This window comes from Pelomonas sp. Root1237, assembly GCF_001425055.1.
Taxonomy (GTDB): Bacteria; Pseudomonadota; Gammaproteobacteria; order Burkholderiales; family Burkholderiaceae_C; genus Pelomonas.
This window is the reverse complement of record NZ_LMDK01000016.1, coordinates 971,077-986,306: the sequence shown is the minus strand read 5'-3', so window position 1 is coordinate 986,306 and position 15,230 is coordinate 971,077. Positions and strand designations below refer to the sequence as shown.

19 protein-coding genes are annotated in these 15,230 nt (G+C 68.3%); 5 read left to right on the top strand and 14 right to left on the bottom strand.

Annotation, left to right across the window (positions count from 1 at the left end; translation table 11 throughout):
* Window positions 1-4 precede the first annotated feature (4 nt).
* The 4 genes from flgE to flgB are packed head-to-tail and all read right to left on the bottom strand — an operon-like array spanning window position 5 to window position 2,881.
* A complete protein-coding gene (flgE, locus tag ASC91_RS17290) occupies window positions 5-1,351 on the bottom strand; it encodes a flagellar hook protein FlgE (RefSeq protein WP_056199137.1) in 1,347 nt (448 codons plus the stop codon).
* A gap of 28 nt (window positions 1,352-1,379) precedes the next feature.
* Window positions 1,380-2,021, bottom strand: a complete 642-nt coding sequence (locus ASC91_RS17285; protein ID WP_056199134.1) for a flagellar hook assembly protein FlgD — start codon at window positions 2,019-2,021, stop codon at window positions 1,380-1,382.
* 16 nt (window positions 2,022-2,037) lie between these two features.
* On the bottom strand, window positions 2,038-2,454 hold the full coding sequence (gene flgC, locus ASC91_RS17280; RefSeq protein ID WP_056199131.1) for a flagellar basal body rod protein FlgC: 417 nt from the start codon (window positions 2,452-2,454) through the stop codon (window positions 2,038-2,040).
* A 13-nt stretch (window positions 2,455-2,467) separates the two neighbouring features.
* Window positions 2,468-2,881, bottom strand: coding sequence for a flagellar basal body rod protein FlgB (flgB, locus tag ASC91_RS17275; RefSeq protein WP_056199128.1), 414 nt, complete (start codon window positions 2,879-2,881; stop codon window positions 2,468-2,470).
* Window positions 2,882-3,039: 158 nt separating this feature from the next.
* On the opposite strand from flgB, the gene flgA reads away from it, so the two are divergent.
* The 3 genes from flgA (at window position 3,040) to ASC91_RS17260 (ending at window position 4,614) form a co-directional block, all read left to right on the top strand.
* A complete protein-coding gene (gene flgA, locus ASC91_RS17270; RefSeq protein ID WP_157281724.1) occupies window positions 3,040-3,750 on the top strand; it encodes a flagellar basal body P-ring formation chaperone FlgA in 711 nt (236 codons plus the stop codon).
* Between the two features lie 138 nt (window positions 3,751-3,888).
* Window positions 3,889-4,221 (top strand): flagellar biosynthesis anti-sigma factor FlgM, encoded by a 333-nt coding sequence (gene flgM, locus ASC91_RS17265; RefSeq protein ID WP_056199125.1) that lies wholly within the window; start codon window positions 3,889-3,891, stop codon window positions 4,219-4,221.
* A gap of 3 nt (window positions 4,222-4,224) precedes the next feature.
* Entirely contained in the window at window positions 4,225-4,614 is a 390-nt protein-coding gene (locus ASC91_RS17260) for a hypothetical protein (protein ID WP_056199123.1), read from the top strand.
* Window positions 4,615-4,730: 116 nt separating this feature from the next.
* On the opposite strand, the gene ASC91_RS29835 is transcribed toward ASC91_RS17260, so the two are convergent.
* The 7 genes from ASC91_RS29835 to ASC91_RS17225 all read right to left on the bottom strand — a co-directional run bounded on the left by ASC91_RS29835 (window position 4,731) and on the right by ASC91_RS17225 (window position 10,954).
* The gene (locus ASC91_RS29835) at window positions 4,731-5,087 is read right to left on the bottom strand and encodes a DUF4148 domain-containing protein (RefSeq protein WP_162247811.1); all 357 of its coding nucleotides are present in this window, start codon (window positions 5,085-5,087) and stop codon (window positions 4,731-4,733) included.
* 211 nt (window positions 5,088-5,298) lie between these two features.
* Window positions 5,299-5,730, bottom strand: coding sequence for a DUF1841 family protein (locus tag ASC91_RS17250; protein WP_056199117.1), 432 nt, complete (start codon window positions 5,728-5,730; stop codon window positions 5,299-5,301).
* Window positions 5,731-5,766: 36 nt separating this feature from the next.
* Window positions 5,767-7,614 (bottom strand): glutathione-regulated potassium-efflux system protein KefC, encoded by a 1,848-nt coding sequence (gene kefC / locus ASC91_RS17245; protein ID WP_056199115.1) that lies wholly within the window; start codon window positions 7,612-7,614, stop codon window positions 5,767-5,769.
* Window positions 7,611-8,267, bottom strand: a complete 657-nt coding sequence (locus ASC91_RS17240; protein WP_082532748.1) for an NAD(P)H-dependent oxidoreductase — start codon at window positions 8,265-8,267, stop codon at window positions 7,611-7,613. Before ASC91_RS17240 ends, kefC begins: the two co-directional genes overlap by 4 nt.
* A 28-nt stretch (window positions 8,268-8,295) precedes the next feature.
* Entirely contained in the window at window positions 8,296-8,847 is a 552-nt protein-coding gene (locus tag ASC91_RS17235; RefSeq protein ID WP_056199113.1) for an outer membrane beta-barrel protein, read from the bottom strand.
* A 62-nt stretch (window positions 8,848-8,909) separates the two neighbouring features.
* Window positions 8,910-10,298, bottom strand: a complete 1,389-nt coding sequence (locus ASC91_RS17230) for a HAMP domain-containing sensor histidine kinase (RefSeq protein WP_162247809.1) — start codon at window positions 10,296-10,298, stop codon at window positions 8,910-8,912.
* Window positions 10,295-10,954, bottom strand: a complete 660-nt coding sequence (locus ASC91_RS17225; protein ID WP_056199107.1) for a response regulator transcription factor — start codon at window positions 10,952-10,954, stop codon at window positions 10,295-10,297. The genes ASC91_RS17230 and ASC91_RS17225 overlap by 4 nt, the downstream gene beginning before the upstream one ends.
* 85 nt (window positions 10,955-11,039) lie before the next feature.
* Between ASC91_RS17225 and ASC91_RS17220 the strand changes: the two genes are divergently transcribed.
* Window positions 11,040-11,495, top strand: coding sequence for a MaoC family dehydratase (locus ASC91_RS17220; RefSeq protein ID WP_056199105.1), 456 nt, complete (start codon window positions 11,040-11,042; stop codon window positions 11,493-11,495).
* A gap of 44 nt (window positions 11,496-11,539) precedes the next feature.
* Window positions 11,540-12,445: a DUF808 domain-containing protein gene (locus tag ASC91_RS17215; RefSeq protein WP_056199102.1), complete on the top strand. Its 906-nt coding sequence runs from the start codon at window positions 11,540-11,542 to the stop codon at window positions 12,443-12,445.
* Here the strand turns inward: ASC91_RS17215 and ASC91_RS17210 are convergent, their stop codons facing one another.
* From ASC91_RS17210 to ASC91_RS17200, 3 genes are read right to left on the bottom strand one after another with little or no spacing between them, the layout of a single operon-like run.
* Window positions 12,446-13,276, bottom strand: a complete 831-nt coding sequence (locus ASC91_RS17210; protein WP_056199739.1) for a ScpA family protein — start codon at window positions 13,274-13,276, stop codon at window positions 12,446-12,448.
* 12 nt (window positions 13,277-13,288) lie between these two features.
* Window positions 13,289-13,492 carry a DUF3460 family protein gene (locus ASC91_RS17205; RefSeq protein WP_056199099.1) on the bottom strand — a complete coding sequence of 68 codons (204 nt, stop codon included), beginning with the start codon at window positions 13,490-13,492 and terminating at the stop codon, window positions 13,289-13,291.
* Window positions 13,493-13,506: 14 nt separating this feature from the next.
* Window positions 13,507-15,156, bottom strand: coding sequence for a SulP family inorganic anion transporter (locus ASC91_RS17200; protein ID WP_056199096.1), 1,650 nt, complete (start codon window positions 15,154-15,156; stop codon window positions 13,507-13,509).
* Window positions 15,157-15,230 lie beyond the last annotated feature (74 nt).

The following is a 15,230-nucleotide window of genomic DNA, read 5'->3' as shown; positions in this document are numbered from 1 at the left end:
GTGATCAGCGCAGGTTGACGATGGTCTGCAGGACCTGGTCCTGCGTCTTGATCGTCTGCGCATTGGCCTGGTAGGCGCGCTGGGCCGTCACCATGTTGACGAGCTCGGCGGTCAGGTCGACGTTGCTTTCCTCCAGCGCGCCGGACTGCAGCGCGCCCATGTTGCCGTCGCCCGGCACGCCGACGACCGCGTCACCCGAGGAGACGGTGCGGATCCAGACGTTGCCGCCCATGGTCTGCAGGCCTTGCGGGTTGCGGAAGCTGGCGAGCTCAACCTGGCCGGCCGGCTTGCTCTGGCCGTTGGAATAGCGGGCCTGGACGATGCCGTCGTTGGCGACCTGGATGCCGGTCAGCTGGCCCGGGGCATAGCCGTCCTGGGTCAGGTTGGTCACCGCGAAGCTGCTGCCGTTCTCGGTCGCGCCGGTCAGGTTGAGCTGGATACCGGGAATCGCCAGCGTCGGGTTGCCGCGCGTGCTGGTGCCGGCCGGCACGGACATAGAGATCGCGCCGGGCGGTGTCGTCGCGCTGCCGGCGATGGCCGAAGGCGCGCCGCCGGTGGGCGGGAAGGTGACGGTGGTGTAGGGGATCGTCGGGTTGCCGTTGGCGTCCAGCGGGATGGCGTTGCCAGAAGCATCGGTATCGAAGGGCGTGCCGTTGGCAGTCGCGTAGACGTTCCAGACGTCGTTGGGCGGCACGGCGCCACTGGGGTCGGTCGCGCGCTGGAAGTAGAAGGTCACGGCGACGTCCTGGCCCTTGGCGTCGTAGGCCGTCATGGACGTCGCGTTGTTGTAGGTCGCGCTGTCCTTCAGGTCCATGCCGGTGCCCGTGCCGCCACCGGGGGCGGTGGCCTTCAGGCGGGAGTCGAGGTTGAGCTCCATGCTGACCTTGGTCGTCACGGCGGGCGGGATGCCGCCGGTGGGCAGCTGCAGCGGTTGGGCCGTGCCGGGTTGGATGACACCCGCGCCATTGGCCGGATAGCCCATCAGCTTGAGGCCCTCGTTATTGACGATGAAGCCATCCTTGCTGACCTTGAACTGGCCGTTGCGGGTGTAGCGCGTCGGGTTCACGCCGTCGCTGACCTGGAAGAAGCCGCCGCCGTTGATGGCGAGGTCCATCGGGTTTTCGGTCGTCGTGATATTGCCCTGGGTGAACTGCTGGGCGACGGACTGCAGGCTGGTGCCGATGCCGACCTGGTTGGCGCCGGCGCCGTTCAGCGCGGCGGCGTAGACGTCGGAGAACTCGGCCCGCGAACCCTTGGCGCCAAAGGTGCCGGAGTTGGCGATGTTGTTGCCGATGACGTCCAGGTTCTTGGAGGCGGCATTGAGCCCGGAAAGGCCTTGCTGGAAGCTCATGGGGAGTCCTTGCTTGCGGGAGAGGTGATCAGTTGACCGAGGAGACGGCCGTGTAGTCCACGGGGCCGAGGCGTTCGAGATTGAGCTTGAGGCTGCCGTTCTCGCTGTAGACGGCGTCCACCTTGTCGTGGGCGTAGAGCGTGGACGTGACGGCCTTGGCGCCGTTGGCTGCGGTGATGCGGTACTTGACTTCAGTGCCCTCAGGCACCTTGGTGCCGGCGGGCCAGGAGAAGGTCTGGCGGCCCGAGCCCTGGGCACCCAGCTGCACGGTGTCGATGACATTGCCGGCCCCGCCGAGGATTTCCAGCTTCACGGTCTGGGCCGCGCCGTCGAGCTCGTAGCTGCCGTCGGCAGCACCGTTCTCGACTTGGATCTTGTCGCTGGGCACGCTGACCTCGCGGCCCACCAGCGAGATGGACTGCAGGGCCTGCATCTGGCCGAGCTGGCCGCCCAGGCTCTTGATGCTGGTGTCCAGCGTGGACAGGCTCGTCACCTGCTGGATCTGCGCCATCTGGCTCGTCACCTGCGCGTTGTCCATCGGGTTGAGCGGGTCCTGGTTGTTCATCTGCGCGACGAGCAGCTTCAGGAAGCGGTCCTGGGTTTCGGCGGCGTTCTTGGCGGAAACGGTGGGCGTGCCCGTCGTGCTGCCGTTGAGTGCGGTGATGTCCATAGCGGGCTTTCAGCGGTCAGGACTGGCCGAGTTGCAAGGTCTTGAGCAGCAGGTTCTTGGCCGTGCTCATCACCTCGATGTTGTTCTGGTAGGAGCGCGACGCCGAGATCATGTTGACCATCTCTTCCACCGGGTTCACGTTGGAATAGGTCACATAGCCATCGGCATCGGCCTGCGGATGCTTGGGGTCGTGCACGCGGCGGCCGGGGGTCTGGTCCTCGGTGACGCTGGTCACGCGCACGCCGGCGCTGCCGCTGTCGTTGCCGGCGCCCATCAATTGGGTCTGGAAGACGACCTGGCGCGCCTTGTAGGCCTGGCCGTCCGGGCCGGCCACGGTATCGGCGTTGGCCAGGTTGCTGGCCACGACGTTGAGGCGCTGGCTCTGGGCGCTGACCGCGCTGCCGGCGACGTGGAAGATCTGGAACATGGACATGGTTCAGCTCTCCTCAGCTCTGGTTGTGCGACTTCATCGCATCCAGCGTCGTGCGTACGGCGCCGTTGATGAAGCGCAGCGTCGCCTCGTACTTCACCGAGTTGTCCGCGAAGCTGGCGCGTTCGCGGTCCATGTCGACACCGTTGCTGTCCAGGCTGGTCTGGGACTGCAGCGCGTATTCCTTGCCGCTCTCGCCGCGCGCACCGGCCAGCGGCGCGATGTGGCCGCGCTGCGTTGCGGCAAGAGCGCCGGGCGTGCCGATCTCGCCGGTGGCTTCGCGCAGGGCCTTGGCGAAGTCCATGTCGCGAGCCTGATAGCCTGGCGTGTCGGCGTTGGCGATGTTGCTGGCGAGCTGGCGCTGACGCTCCGCCCGCAGCGTGAGCGCCTGGGTCTGGAAGTTCAGCGTGTCTGTCAATCGGTTCAACATCTGGGGGCCTCTTTCGAGGTTGCTTTCGAGCTGAAGGGCCGGGATGGCTCTTCTCGCAAATTGTCTGGAGCAGCTCCGAAAACATGAGCGGGATAAACGGGGGCAAAGCCGTTCAATTCCGACCTAGGGACTGCCGGCCCCTCTCTAGAGTGGCGGCCATGCTTCGTGCCACCCTGCTCCTTGTCTGCATGCTGCTCTCGGCCGATCCCGGCCTGGCGCAGGCCGTGCCTGCGTCGGTGCTTGATCCGGCGCTGGTGGAGCGGGTGCGCGTGCTGGCCGAGGCGGCCGCGCGCGCCGCGGCACCCCCCAATACCCGTGTGGCCGTTGAGATCGGCGTGCTTGACGCCCGGCTGCGCCTGGCGCCCTGCCAGCAGATCCAGCCTTATCTGCCGCCCGGCATGGCCGTCTGGGGCAAGAGCCGCATCGGCCTGCGCTGTACCGATGGCGTGGCGCGCTGGAATGTCACGCTGCCAATACGCGTTGCCGTCTTTGGCCGCGCCGTTGTCGCCAGCGGCCCGCTGCCGGCTGGTGTGAATTTGTCTCAAGAACAGCTGGCCGTGGCCGATATCGACATCGCTGCCGAGCCCGGCGCCGTCTTCACGGATCCGGCCCTGCTGATCGGCCGCACGCTGGCTCGCCCGCTGGGCGCCGCCGAGGCGGTGCGCGCGCCGGCGCTGAAGTCGCGCCAATGGTTTGCCGCCGGAGAGACCGTGCAGGTCCGGGTTGCGGGTGAGGGATTTGCCGTCGCCTCCGAGGCGCAGGCTCTGTCGGCCGGCATCGAGGGCCAGGAGGTCAGGGTGAGGTTTGAGAGTGGTCGCGTCGCCAGCGGCCGAGCAGTCGGCGAACGCCGCGTGGACGTGTTGCTATGAGCAAACTGCCACGAATCTTGAGAACTGGCCGGAAAAACCGGCCAATTCCCGCTCAAGTTCCTAGGCCCGGGGCCGATACAGGAGGAAACTCCCCTGCAATGCCCTCTGCGGGGCCCGCCCCGCACCCTGGAGAAGCTCATGAAGATCGGTAACAGCCCAGACGGCACCGCCAGCCCGCCCAAGGCCGAGCGCCCCGCCTCGCGCAAGCCCGAGGCTGCCGGCACGGCCGACGTCGTCCGTCAGACCGCCCAAGCCGCGACCTCCGCGCCCAGCGCCCAGGTCGCCATTTCCAACACCGCCAAGCTGGCTGCCAGTGGCAGCGCCGACGACGGCAGCTTTGACGCCGCCAAGGTCGCACGCATCTCCAAGGCCATCAGTGAGGGTAAGTTCACGGTCAACGCGAACGCCATCGCCGACAAGCTGGTCTCAAATGCGCAAGAATTGCTGGACAGCCGCGTCAATAAGCACTGAACCATGACCGCCATCGCTCCGTCCACCCTCGGCACCGAACTCGAACAGCCTCTGCTGGCTGTCGAGGCTGCGCTGAACCAGCTCGGTGATGCGCTGGCCCGCCGCGACGCGACGGCCATCGAACAGCATGCCGCCGAGCTGCACCAGCACCTGGCCCGCGCCGTGCAGAACTTCAGCGAAGCCGCCCGCACCGGCAGCGTGCCCAGCGCCCTGCGCAACCGCCTTGTGCGTGCCGGCGGCCTGCTGGCCGCCCAGCGCGAAGCCCTGGCCCGCGGCAATGCTTCACTGGATCGTGCGCTGGACGTGCTGATCCCGAGCGAGCCCACGGGCCTGTATGGCGCTGGCGGCAAGGCCGAGCGCCGCAGCGTCGGCGGCGGCAGCTACCAGGCCTGATCGGTCGCTGAATACAGGAAGCCACCTGCGGGTGGCTTTTTTGCGCCTTGTCGCCCCACAAGCGCCAAAAAGAAGAGCGGCCCCGGAGGGCCGCTCGTCATGGTGCGGGGCTCCGCTTACTTGGCTGCCAGGGCAGTGGTGCGGCGCACGACCGGGGCCGGGAAATCGCCCAGCTCGCGAGCGGCGTTCTCGCCATGGTCGGCGGCCAGCGCTGCGGTCTGTTCGACCTGCAGGTCGGTCGCCCTGACCGTCAGGATGGCCTGACGGGGCAGCTTGACGGTTGCGACGGCGGCAGCCTTGGCGGTGGCCGGCGTCGTCGCTTCGACACCCTTCTCACCTTGGAGGGCAGCCAGTTCGCCGCTGTTGCGGGCGGCCACGAGGTCGGCGATGACGGATTCGCGGGTTGTTTGTGCGGAGGCGGCGCCGGCAGCGATCAGCAGGCCGGCGGCAAAGACGGTAGACAGCTTGTTCATGATGATTTCCTTCAAGTTCCGTGGCGGGTAGTTCCGCCTGGTTTGCTTGGGCATCGCGACCGCGGTGTCCATGGGCTGAACTCTAGGCAGTGCGACTCGGTAGAAACACCAGGGCCGCAGCAACGCGTCGTTCAGAAAAGGAAAACAATCAACGACCTGAATAAGCTGTTGTGCCGGAAAAATATCGAATTTATTCCGATGCTGACAGGGCTCAGCGGGTAGCCGCCTGGCGCACCTTGTCCAGATAGGCGTGCCCATCCGGCGGCAAGCCGCTTCGCTGGGACGCCCACACCATTTCCCCCAGGGCTTCCATGGCGACATGGTGGGCCTCGTGGCGGGAATTGCGCTTGGCAGCCAGCAGGTCGATGGCCTGGCGGATGCCCGAGGGCTGGTCGATGGCGTGTTGCTCGGTGATGGTCAGATGCATGGACAGATGCAGGAAGGGGTTGGTGCGTCCTTCCTCCACCGTGTAGACCTTCTCCAGCGCTGCGGCTTCGTCGGCGAGATCGGCGTGGTACTCCGGATGCTCGGCGATCCAGTCCGCTGCAAGGGCTTCCATCGGGATCAACGGCGCGCCGTCGCGCCACTTGCGGTAGGTGGCGCAGAAGAAGCGCCGGACTTCGAGCTGGGATGGGGCGAACATGACTCGATTGTCGCCGCGCACCTTCAAACCCTGCTCTCAAAGAGGCGGTGCGGCGTCCTGCCTGTCCCAGCCGCCACGCTGGGCCTTGCGGTGCGCGTCCTCGGCCTCGCGCTCGGCGGCGATCAACTGCTCGAACTGCTGGCGGCCCAGCCGGGCAGCGGCGATCAGCGCGCCCTCGTCACCCTGCAGCGGCACCATGGTGTTGAGCACGTCGATGTTGTGGCGCCGGAAGCGCATGGCCTGGCGGCGTGCGGCGTGCGGCTCCATGCCGGTCAGCTCCAGCACGCTGCGCGCGCTCATCAGCGCGGCGTCGAAGGTCTCGCGCTCGATGTGGCGCACGCCGGCTTCATGCAGCTGGTAGTAGTGCTGCACATTGCGTGCGCGGGCCACGACGGTGAGCTGCGGGAAATGCTCGCGCGCCAGCTCGGCAATCTCGACGCTCTGCGCGATGTCGTCGATGGCGATGACGAGGATGCGCCCCGTTGCCGCCCCGGCGGTCTTGAGCATGTCCAGCCGAGTCGCGTCGCCGTAGTAGACCGTCCAGTCGAAGCGACGCAGGCTCTCGATGGCCTCGGAGTCGTGGTCCAGCACCGTGGCCTCCAGCCCATTGGCGCGCAGCATGCGGGCGACGACCTGGCCGTAGCGGCCACTGCCGGCAATGATGATGGGCGAGGGCGGTGGCGGCGTAGCTTCGGCGCGCTTCTTGAGGCCGCGGCGGGCAAGCTTCTGCGACATCAGCCGGTCGCCCCCGGTCAGCAGCAGCGGGGTCAGCGCCAGCGACAGCGCGACGGCCGCCACCAGGGCCGAGTTCTGCGCCGCGCTGATCATGCCTTCGCTCTGCGCGAGCTGGAAGACGACGAAGCCGAACTCGCCGCCCTGGGCCAGCAGGATGACGAAGGCCGGCCGCTCCACCAGCGGGATCTTCATCGCCTTGGCCATGGCACCGAGCACGAGGATCTTGCAGGCGAGCAGGGCCAGCACGAGCAGCGCCACGAAGCCCGGCTGGGCGGCGACGGCCTTGAGGTCCAGCCCCATGCCGACGGCGATGAAGAACAAGCCCAGCAGCAGTCCCTTGAAGGGCTCCAGGTCGGTCTCCAGCTCGCGGCGGTATTCGCTTTCGGCCAGCAGCACGCCGGCCAGGAAGGCGCCCAGCGCCATCGACAGGCCGACGAGTTGCATCAGCGCCGCCGTGCCCAGCACCAGCAGCAGGGCCGCGGCGGTGAAGATCTCGGGTGTCTTGCTGTGGGCAATCCAGCGCAGCGCGGGCCGCAGCAACAGGCGACCGCCAAAGACGATGACGATGATGGCGCCCAGGGCCTTGCCCGCCGCCAGCCAGGTCTTGCCGTCGCTGTCGTCTGCCGCGCCGCTGAGCGCCAGCACTGGCACCAACGCCAGCACGGGAATGGCGGCGATGTCCTGCAGCAACGCAACCGACAGGATGCTCTCGCCCGCCGTCGTGCGGCCGAGGTTGCGCTCGGCCAGCACGGCCAGCGCCACGGCGGTGGACGACATCGCCAGGCCCAGGCTGACGACGACGGTCAGCCGCCACGGGTAGCCCAACGCGAGGCCCACCACAGCAAGCGCCGCCGCGCAGCCCAGCAGCTGTACGCTGCCCCAGCCGAAGATGGGCCGGCGCATCGCCCACAGCCGCTTGGGCTCCAGCTCCAGGCCGACGAGAAAGAGCATCAGCACCACGCCGAGCTCGGCGACCTCGGGGATGGCCGTGGATTCAGGGATCAGCCCGAGCACGGCCGGGCCGATCAGCAGGCCGGCGACGAGATAGCCGAGGATGGAGCCCAGGCGTGCCCAGCGCGCCAGCGGCACCGCCAGCACGGCGGCGGCCAGGAACACGAGGGGCAGTTGCAGCCAATTGCCGTGGCTCATTCGTCGCTCCCGGCATCCAACGTAGAGAACAACGGTGGCCGCTCGTCCAGAGCAACGGCCTCCTCGTCGCCGATGGCCGGCTCGGCGAGGTGCTCGCACCACTCGGGGTAGTGCGCCAGCCGCTTCACGAACAGCTCGGCATGGGCGGTGATCTCGGCGTCCGTCACGCGGTGGGCGCCTTGCAGGATCTGCGGCGGCAGGTAGTTCATGCCGCAGGTGTGGGCCGACTGCCGGTAAGGCAGCAGGAACTCGTCGATGGGGTGATGGTTGTGGCCGCCCGGCGCATAGGCCTCGGCACCGCCGCCGGTGGAGGCGACCAGCCAGAAGTCCTTGCCATGCAGGGCCGTGCCGCCGGGCCCATAGGCCCAGCCCAGGCGCGGCACCTCGTCCAGCCAGAGCTTCTGCAGTGCCGGCATGCTGTACCAGTAGATGGGATGCAACATGACGACCAGCTTGGCGGCTTCGAGGGCGCGCTGCTCGGCGTCGACGTGGATGTGGAAGTCCGGATAGAGGCGGTAGAGGTCACGCAGCTCGACCCGGTCGACCGCAGGCGAGGCACGCAGCGCATCGAGCAGCGTGCGGGTCGCATGGGAGCGGGCCAGGTCGGGGTGGGCGGCGAGGACGAGGATGTCGCGGGCGGTACTGTCAGGCATGGCCCGCGAGATTAACTTGCCCGCCCGACTAGAACTTGAAGGCCAGACCCACCTCGGCCTTCTGCTGCGTGAAGCGGTCGCCGTCGCTGCGGCGCGAACCGTAGCGGTTGTATTCGACGGTGGCGGACACCTGCGGTGCGAGCTTCCACTCCAGGCCGCTGCCGAATATGGGCCGCACGAAGGACTCGCGATCGGTGTGGCCCAGCGAGTCGCTGGCCTTGAGCCGGTTCACGGCCAGGCCGACCTTGCCGAAGAGTGCGAAGGAATCGCCGAGCGGGGTGGTGGCCCGTGCGGCCAGGTAGGCGACGCTTGTGGACATCTTCAGCTGGTAGGAGGAACCTGGCGTGGGGTCGGCCGCGTGGTAGCTGCCGAAGGCGCCGTAGCCCAGCTCGGCCGCCCAGGTGGGCGTGAACTGCAGCCCGGCGTACAGCTTCATCGCATGCGGCTTGTTGTCGTTGGCCACGTCATGGCCGTTGATGCTGAAGTTCGCCTCGCCGGGAGTAGTGAGGTTGAAGCCGACGTAGGGGTCGGCGGCATGCGCGGGCAGAGCGGCCAGCGCGGCAACGGTGAGGAACAGCACAGCTTTCAAACAAGGCTCCGGTCGGTGGTGGAAAGGACCGGGCCATTGTTGAAAGCCGTGGCTTAAGGAATGCCCAAGACGATGGCCGGCAACCGAAGTTCGAAGCGCGCACCGCAACCACTGCCGTCGGGCCACGTGAGGCCGTCGCCCAGCGTGACCTGGCCACCCAGTCGGTCGGCAGCCCGCGCCACGATGGCCAGGCCCAGCCCGCTGCCCTGCACGTCATGCCCGGCGCCGCGCCGGAAGCGCTCGAAGGCCTGAGGGCGGTCGGCGGGCGCAATACCCGGGCCGTCATCGGCCACAGCCAGCCGCAGGCCCTCGGGCGCGACGTCGAGACTGACCTCGATGCGGCCGCCGCGGCCCACGTAGCGCAATGCGTTGTCGAGCAGGTTCTGCAGCAAGGACTGCAAGGCCACGGTGTCCAGGCGTACCGGCAGCTGGTCCGGCGCGTCCAGCGCCAGCGCAATGCCGCGCTCGCGTGCGGCGCCCGCCTGCTCGGCCAGTCGCTGCGCGCAGAAATGCGCCAGGTCGAGGGCGACCGGCGCGGCGGGTTGCTCGTTGTCGAGGCTGGCCAGGTCCAGAAGCTGGCGCGACAGGTGGGCGCTGCGTGCGATGGCTTGTTGCAGCCCGGCGGCAGCAGTGGCGCGCGCGTCGGCATCAGCTGCGTGCACGAGGGCGTGGGTCTGCGTGGCGACGACGGCCAGCGGCGTGCGCAGCTCGTGCGCCGCCTCGTGCACAAAGGCGCGTTCACGCGCGCGGCGCCGGCGCAGGCGGCTCAGCAGCGCGTCGAAGGCCTGACCCAGCGGGCGCAGCTCACGGTAGCGCAGGTCCACGTCCAGCGGTGCCAGGTCCTGCCGCAGGTCCAGGCTGTTCAGCCGGCGAGCAAAGCGGCGCAGCGGCGCCAGGCCCGTGTAGACGGCGATCCACAGCGGCAGCAGCATCAACGGGAAGCCCACCAGCAGCTGCATGCCCAGCGCGCCGCTGGCAAAGCCGAGCAACTGGGCGCGCGACAACGCCGGCTCGGCCAGCCGCAGCGACCAGCGCGGCCCGTCCTGGCGGTAGGTCCAGTGCGTCCGGCCGGCGATGGTCTGCTCGCCGACGCCCGGCTTGGCAATGGCATCGCCGGGTGCCGACGCGTAGACCTGTCGGCCTTGACGGTCCAGCAACTGCATCAGCAGCGGGCCTGTCGTCATGGTCTGCCCCATGCGCAGCCCGTTGATGTAGCGCGTGTGGCCATCGAGCACCCGGGCAGCCAGCGCGGGATCGTCGATCTCTTCCAGCCCCGCGGCGAGCTGCCGGCCCAGCTGGCGCACACCCGGGTCGGTGGCCAACTGGTGCTGGACATCGAGCTGGTCGTCCACCAGCAGCAGCACCGAGCACAGCGTGAAGGCGAGCAACAGCGCGAGGATGAGCCGGCGCGTCAGCGTGGGTTGCAGCCATTCGAACTTCATGCGCATTCGAGCCAGTAGCCCACGCCGCGCAGCGTGCCGATGCGGGCCGCGCCCACCTTGCGGCGCAGGTTGGCCAGGTGCACCTCCAGCGTGCCGAACTCCATCGGCTCGCCCAGCGGCGCCAGGCGTTGCGCGAGCTGGTGCTTGGCGACCACACCGCCGCGTTCGCGTGCCAGTTCCAGCAGCAGCTGATATTCGCGCGGCGACAGCGCCAGCTCAGCGCCCTCCAGCAGCACCCGCTGGCGACGCGGCTCGATCGTCAGGCCGCCCAGCGTCCACTCGTCGCTGGCCTGCTGGGCGCAGCGCCGCAGCACCGAGCGCAGGCGCGCCATCAGTTCGGGCATCTCGAAGGGCTTGACCACATAGTCGTCGGCGCCGCCGTCGAAGCCGGCGAGGCGGTCCTCCAGCGTGGTGCGTGCGGTGATGACGATGACTGGCACTGCGCTGCCCTGGCGGCGCCAGCGTGTCAGCAAGGCGCGGCCGTCGCCGTCGGGCAGGGTCTGGTCCAGCAGCACGGCGTCCTGCGCGGCGGGGTCGAGCTGCCGGGGCGCGTCGTTGGCGCGCCGCAGCCAGGTGCTGCTGTGCCCTTCGGTGCACAGCGCGGCCTGCAGCGCAGGCCCCAAGCCGAGGTCGTCCTCGATCAACAGAATGTGCATGGAACGGTGGTGTCGCGTGGGCTACGGTCGATCAGGGCGCGCGAGGTTAACGTAGTGGCACACCCGCCACCTTGCGTCACCCTGCATGCGCCACTTCGACACCCTTGCCGATCTCGAATCCCTGATCGGCCAGCCCCTGGGCCACAGCGACTGGATCACCGTCGACCAGGCGCGCGTGAACGCGTTTGCCGAGGCGACCGAGGACAGGCAGTGGATCCACGTCGACCCCGAGCGCGCCAAGGCGGGGCCTTTCGGCGGACCGATTGCGCATGGCTTCCTGACGCTGTCGCTGATCCCGTATTTTTTTGAGACCGGCTTCTCGGTGCGCGAGTCGCGCATGGTGCTGAACTACGGCCTCAACAAGGTGCGCTTCACGAAGCCGGTGCCGGTGGGCAGCCGGCTGCGCGCCGGCTTCAAGCTGCTGGCCATGGACCCGGTGGCCGGTGGCGCGGTGCAGTTGACGGTGGAGGTCGCCATCGAGGCGGAAGGTGTGGCCAAACCCGTCTGCGTGGCGGAGAGCCTCGCTCGGCATTACCGCTGAGCGGATAGCATCGCGGCCGTTCCAACGACCGCATCGCCTGCCCCATGGCCTCCAGCCTGCTCGTCCTGCTCGACGACATCGCCACCATCCTTGACGACGTGGCGACCATGACCAAGGTCGCCGCCACGAAGACCGCCGGCGTGCTGGGCGACGACCTGGCGCTCAACGCCCAGCAKGTCACCGGCGTCAATGCCGATCGCGAACTGCCGGTCGTCTGGGCGGTGGCCAAGGGGTCGCTGCTCAATAAGGCCATCCTGGTGCCTGCGGCCTTGGCCATCTCGGCTGTCCTGCCTTGGGCCATCACGCCGTTATTGATGCTGGGAGGTGCCTATTTGTGCTTCGAGGGCTTCGAGAAGCTCGCGCACAAGTTTCTGCACAGCCCCGAAGAGGACAAGGCCCACCACGACGATCTGGTCAAGGCCATCGCCGACCCGCAGGTAGACATGGCCACCTTCGAGCGCGACAAGGTCAAGGGCGCCATCCGCACCGACTTCATCCTGTCCGCCGAGATCATCGTCATCGCCCTGGGCACCGTGGCCAGCGCGCCGCTGCAGACCCAGCTGGCCGTGCTGGTGGCCGTGTCGATCGCGATGACGGTGGGCGTCTATGGCTTCGTGGCCGGCATCGTCAAGATGGACGACGCGGGGCTGTGGCTGTCGCGCAAGGCGGGCGCCGCAGCGCAGGCCCTCGGCCGCTTCCTGCTGGCCGCTGCGCCGCAGTTGATGAAGCTGCTGACGGTGCTGGGCACGGCGGCGATGTTCCTCGTCGGCGGCGGCATCCTCGTGCATGGCATTGCGCCGCTGCATCACGCCATTGCCCATCTTGCAGAGGGCCAGGCGTGGCTGGTGTCAGCGGTACTGGAGAACGGTGCCAATGCACTGATCGGCGTCGTCGCCGGCGCACTGGTGCTGGCTGCCGTGACGGTGGTGCAGAAGCTGCGCGGACGTTGATCAGTTGGCCGAGTAGGCCAAGCGCACATAGATCGGCGCGAACGCCTCGGCCTGCGTGATCTCCAGCAGGCGCTCCTTGGCCAGCTCCAGCATCGCGATGAAGGTGACGACGATGACGGCCTGGCCGCGCGTGACGTCGAACAGCGCCTCGAACTCGACGAAGCGCTGGCCCTGCAGGCGGCGCAGCACGATGCTCATGTGCTCGCGCACCGAAAGCTGCTCGCGGCTGATCTTGTGGTGCTGGTTGAGCTTGGCACGCTTGAGGATGTCCAGCCAGGCTTCGCGCAGGTCATCGGTGTTGACGTCGGGGAAGTGGGGCGTCAGTGACTGCTCGATGTGGACCTGGGCGCGCAGGAAGTCGCGTCCCAGCTGCGGCAGGCGGTCCAGCCGCGCGGCGGCGAGCTTCATCTGCTCGTACTCCAGCAGGCGCCGTACCAGCTCGGCGCGCGGATCCTCGGCCTCCTTGCCATCCTCGCTCTTCTTGGGCGGCAGCAGCATGCGTGACTTGATCTCGATCAGCATCGCGGCCATCAGGAGGTATTCACTGGCCAGCTCGAGGTTGTGCTTGCGGATCTGCTCGACATAGCTCAGGTACTGGCGGGTCACGTCGGCCAGCGGGATGTCGAGGATGTTGAAGTTCTGCTTGCGGATGAGGTACAGCAGCAGGTCCAGCGGGCCCTGGAAGGCCTCCAGGAAGACTTCCAGCGCATCCGGCGGGATGTAGAGGTCCAGCGGCATCTGGAACAGCGGCTCGCCGTACAGGCGCGCCACTGCGACCGCGTCGACCACCTCGGGAAGGTCAGACGCGGCTTGGCTGGATTCCTCAGCCATGGCCGTCAACGCTTACTTGCCGGACGTTTGATAGACGTAGGGCTGCTGCGGCACGCGGGCGTCGTCGAAACCGGCCTGGGCGTTGCGGTCCTGCTCCTTGTCCCACAGCAGGGCACGGCCGGCGCGCTGTTCGGCCTCCAGCGTGGGGCGCTGGGCCTTGAGTTGCTCAATGAAGTTCGTGACTTCGGACTTGTAGGGCTTCCAGAACAGCGGCATGGGGGTCTCTTTGACTAAGGGGCTGATTTTAGATCGGCGATGCTGGGCACGATGGCGGCGTCGCCCAATTCGGCGGCCAGCCCGGAGCGGCGCAGCAGATCCAGGGGCTGGGCGTTGATGTTGGCGAGCACCAGGGCGACGCTGCGCTTGGCCAGCGTGCGGTGCAGTTCGCGCAGGGCCTCCACGCCCGAGGTGTCCATGACGATGAGGCGGTGCATCTCGAAGACGACGGCCCGCGTGCCAGCGGGCAGCTGCTCGGCCAGCGCCTCGATCTTGCCGACCGCGCCAAAGAACAGGGCGCCATAGAGCTCGTAGGCCACCACGCCCTCGGGCAGGACGCCGGCGTCGAAGCGGCTGATCGTGAACAGCTGGCCCATGCGCCAGACGAAAAACACGCAGGACGCGATCAGGCCCACCTCCACCGCCACGGTCAGGTCGGTCACGACGGTCAGCGTGAAAGTGCCGACGAGCAGCGTGCGGTAGGTGAAGTTGAATCGCCGCAGGCGTGCGAACTCGTGCCAGTCGCCCATGTTCCAGGCGACGACGAGCAGGATGCCGGCCAAGGCCGCGAGGGGCACATGCACGGCCAGCGGCGCGGCCACGAGCAGGATGATCAGCAGGCTCAGCGCATGCACGATGCCGGCGACCGGGCTGGTCGCGCCGGCACGGATATTGGTCACCGTGCGGGCGATGGTGCCGGTGGCCGGCATGCCGCCGAACAGCGGCGCCACCAGGTTGGCGATACCCTGCGCCATCAGCTCCTGGTTGGGGTCATGGCGGGGCAGGTCAGGCGTGAGCTTGTCAGCCACGCGGGCGCAGAGCAGTGACTCGATGGCGCCGAGCAGCGCCAAAGTCAATGTCGGGATGACGAGCTGGCGCAGGCCCTCCCAGCTCGCGTCCGGCCAGGCCAGCGCTGGCAGGCTACGCGGAATGCCACCGAAACGGCTGCCGATGGTTTCCAGCGGCAGGTCCAGCAGCGCGGTGGCCAGCGTCGCGCCCACGAGCGCGATGACGGTGCTGGGCAGCAGCGCCATCCAGCGCCGCACGCCGCTCAGGGCCTGCTGCCCGATGTTCTTGGGCCAGAGCAGCAGCACGGTCACGGCCGCGGCAGTCGTCGCAACGGCCCAGGGATTGAAGCCTGCCGCGTGCGCGCTCAGCACGCCAATCTGGCCGAAGAAGTCGGCCGGCATGGGCACGCGCGACAGGCCCAGTGCGTCCTTCAGCTGAGCGAGCGCGATCAGCACCGCGATGCCGTTGGTGAAGCCGGTGACGATGGCCACCGGGATGTAGCGCACCAGCACGCCCAGCTTGAGGGCGCCCATCGCGAACAGCAGCACACCGGCGCCCATAGTGGCGAGTAGCAGATTGGCCAGGCCGTAGCGCTGCAGGATGCCGTAGACGACGACGATGAAGGCGCCGGCCGGCCCGCCGATCTGCACGCTGGAGCCGCCGAAGAGGGAGATCAGCAAGCCGGCGACGATGGCCGTGGCCAGGCCCTGTTCGGGGCGCAGACCGGAGGCGATGGCGAAGGCCAGCGCCAGCGGCAGCGCGACGATGCCGACCGTCAGGCCGGCGCCGAGATCAGCGAGGAAGCGCTGCCGCGAGTAACCCGCCCGCAGCGCGAGCATGCGGGGGCGGAAAGGGTGCAGCTGGGGCAGTGGCATGGAACCTCCGGGGTGGCGACGACGCGAGGAGCGAGGTCGCGGCCGGAGGCCCGCAGTGGTAGTGCTCGGCGATG

Excerpts from the sequence above, each read along its gene's own strand:
- flgE (WP_056199137.1), bottom strand. The coding sequence starts at position 1,351 with ATGAGCTTCCAGCAAGGCCTTTCCGGGCTCAATGCCGCCTCCAAGAAC.
- ASC91_RS17285 (WP_056199134.1), bottom strand. The coding sequence starts at position 2,021 with ATGGACATCACCGCACTCAACGGCAGCACGACGGGCACGCCCACCGTT.
- flgC (WP_056199131.1), bottom strand. The coding sequence starts at position 2,454 with ATGTCCATGTTCCAGATCTTCCACGTCGCCGGCAGCGCGGTCAGCGCC.
- flgB (WP_056199128.1), bottom strand. The coding sequence starts at position 2,881 with ATGTTGAACCGATTGACAGACACGCTGAACTTCCAGACCCAGGCGCTC.
- flgA (WP_157281724.1), top strand. The coding sequence starts at position 3,040 with ATGCTTCGTGCCACCCTGCTCCTTGTCTGCATGCTGCTCTCGGCCGAT.
- flgM (WP_056199125.1), top strand. The coding sequence starts at position 3,889 with ATGAAGATCGGTAACAGCCCAGACGGCACCGCCAGCCCGCCCAAGGCC.
- ASC91_RS17260 (WP_056199123.1), top strand. The coding sequence starts at position 4,225 with ATGACCGCCATCGCTCCGTCCACCCTCGGCACCGAACTCGAACAGCCT.
- ASC91_RS29835 (WP_162247811.1), bottom strand. The coding sequence starts at position 5,087 with ATGAACAAGCTGTCTACCGTCTTTGCCGCCGGCCTGCTGATCGCTGCC.
- ASC91_RS17250 (WP_056199117.1), bottom strand. The coding sequence starts at position 5,730 with ATGTTCGCCCCATCCCAGCTCGAAGTCCGGCGCTTCTTCTGCGCCACC.
- kefC (WP_056199115.1), bottom strand. The coding sequence starts at position 7,614 with ATGAGCCACGGCAATTGGCTGCAACTGCCCCTCGTGTTCCTGGCCGCC.
- ASC91_RS17240 (WP_082532748.1), bottom strand. The coding sequence starts at position 8,267 with ATGCCTGACAGTACCGCCCGCGACATCCTCGTCCTCGCCGCCCACCCC.
- ASC91_RS17230 (WP_162247809.1), bottom strand. The coding sequence starts at position 10,298 with ATGAAGTTCGAATGGCTGCAACCCACGCTGACGCGCCGGCTCATCCTC.
- ASC91_RS17225 (WP_056199107.1), bottom strand. The coding sequence starts at position 10,954 with ATGCACATTCTGTTGATCGAGGACGACCTCGGCTTGGGGCCTGCGCTG.
- ASC91_RS17220 (WP_056199105.1), top strand. The coding sequence starts at position 11,040 with ATGCGCCACTTCGACACCCTTGCCGATCTCGAATCCCTGATCGGCCAG.
- ASC91_RS17210 (WP_056199739.1), bottom strand. The coding sequence starts at position 13,276 with ATGGCTGAGGAATCCAGCCAAGCCGCGTCTGACCTTCCCGAGGTGGTC.
- ASC91_RS17205 (WP_056199099.1), bottom strand. The coding sequence starts at position 13,492 with ATGCCGCTGTTCTGGAAGCCCTACAAGTCCGAAGTCACGAACTTCATT.
- ASC91_RS17200 (WP_056199096.1), bottom strand. The coding sequence starts at position 15,156 with ATGCCACTGCCCCAGCTGCACCCTTTCCGCCCCCGCATGCTCGCGCTG.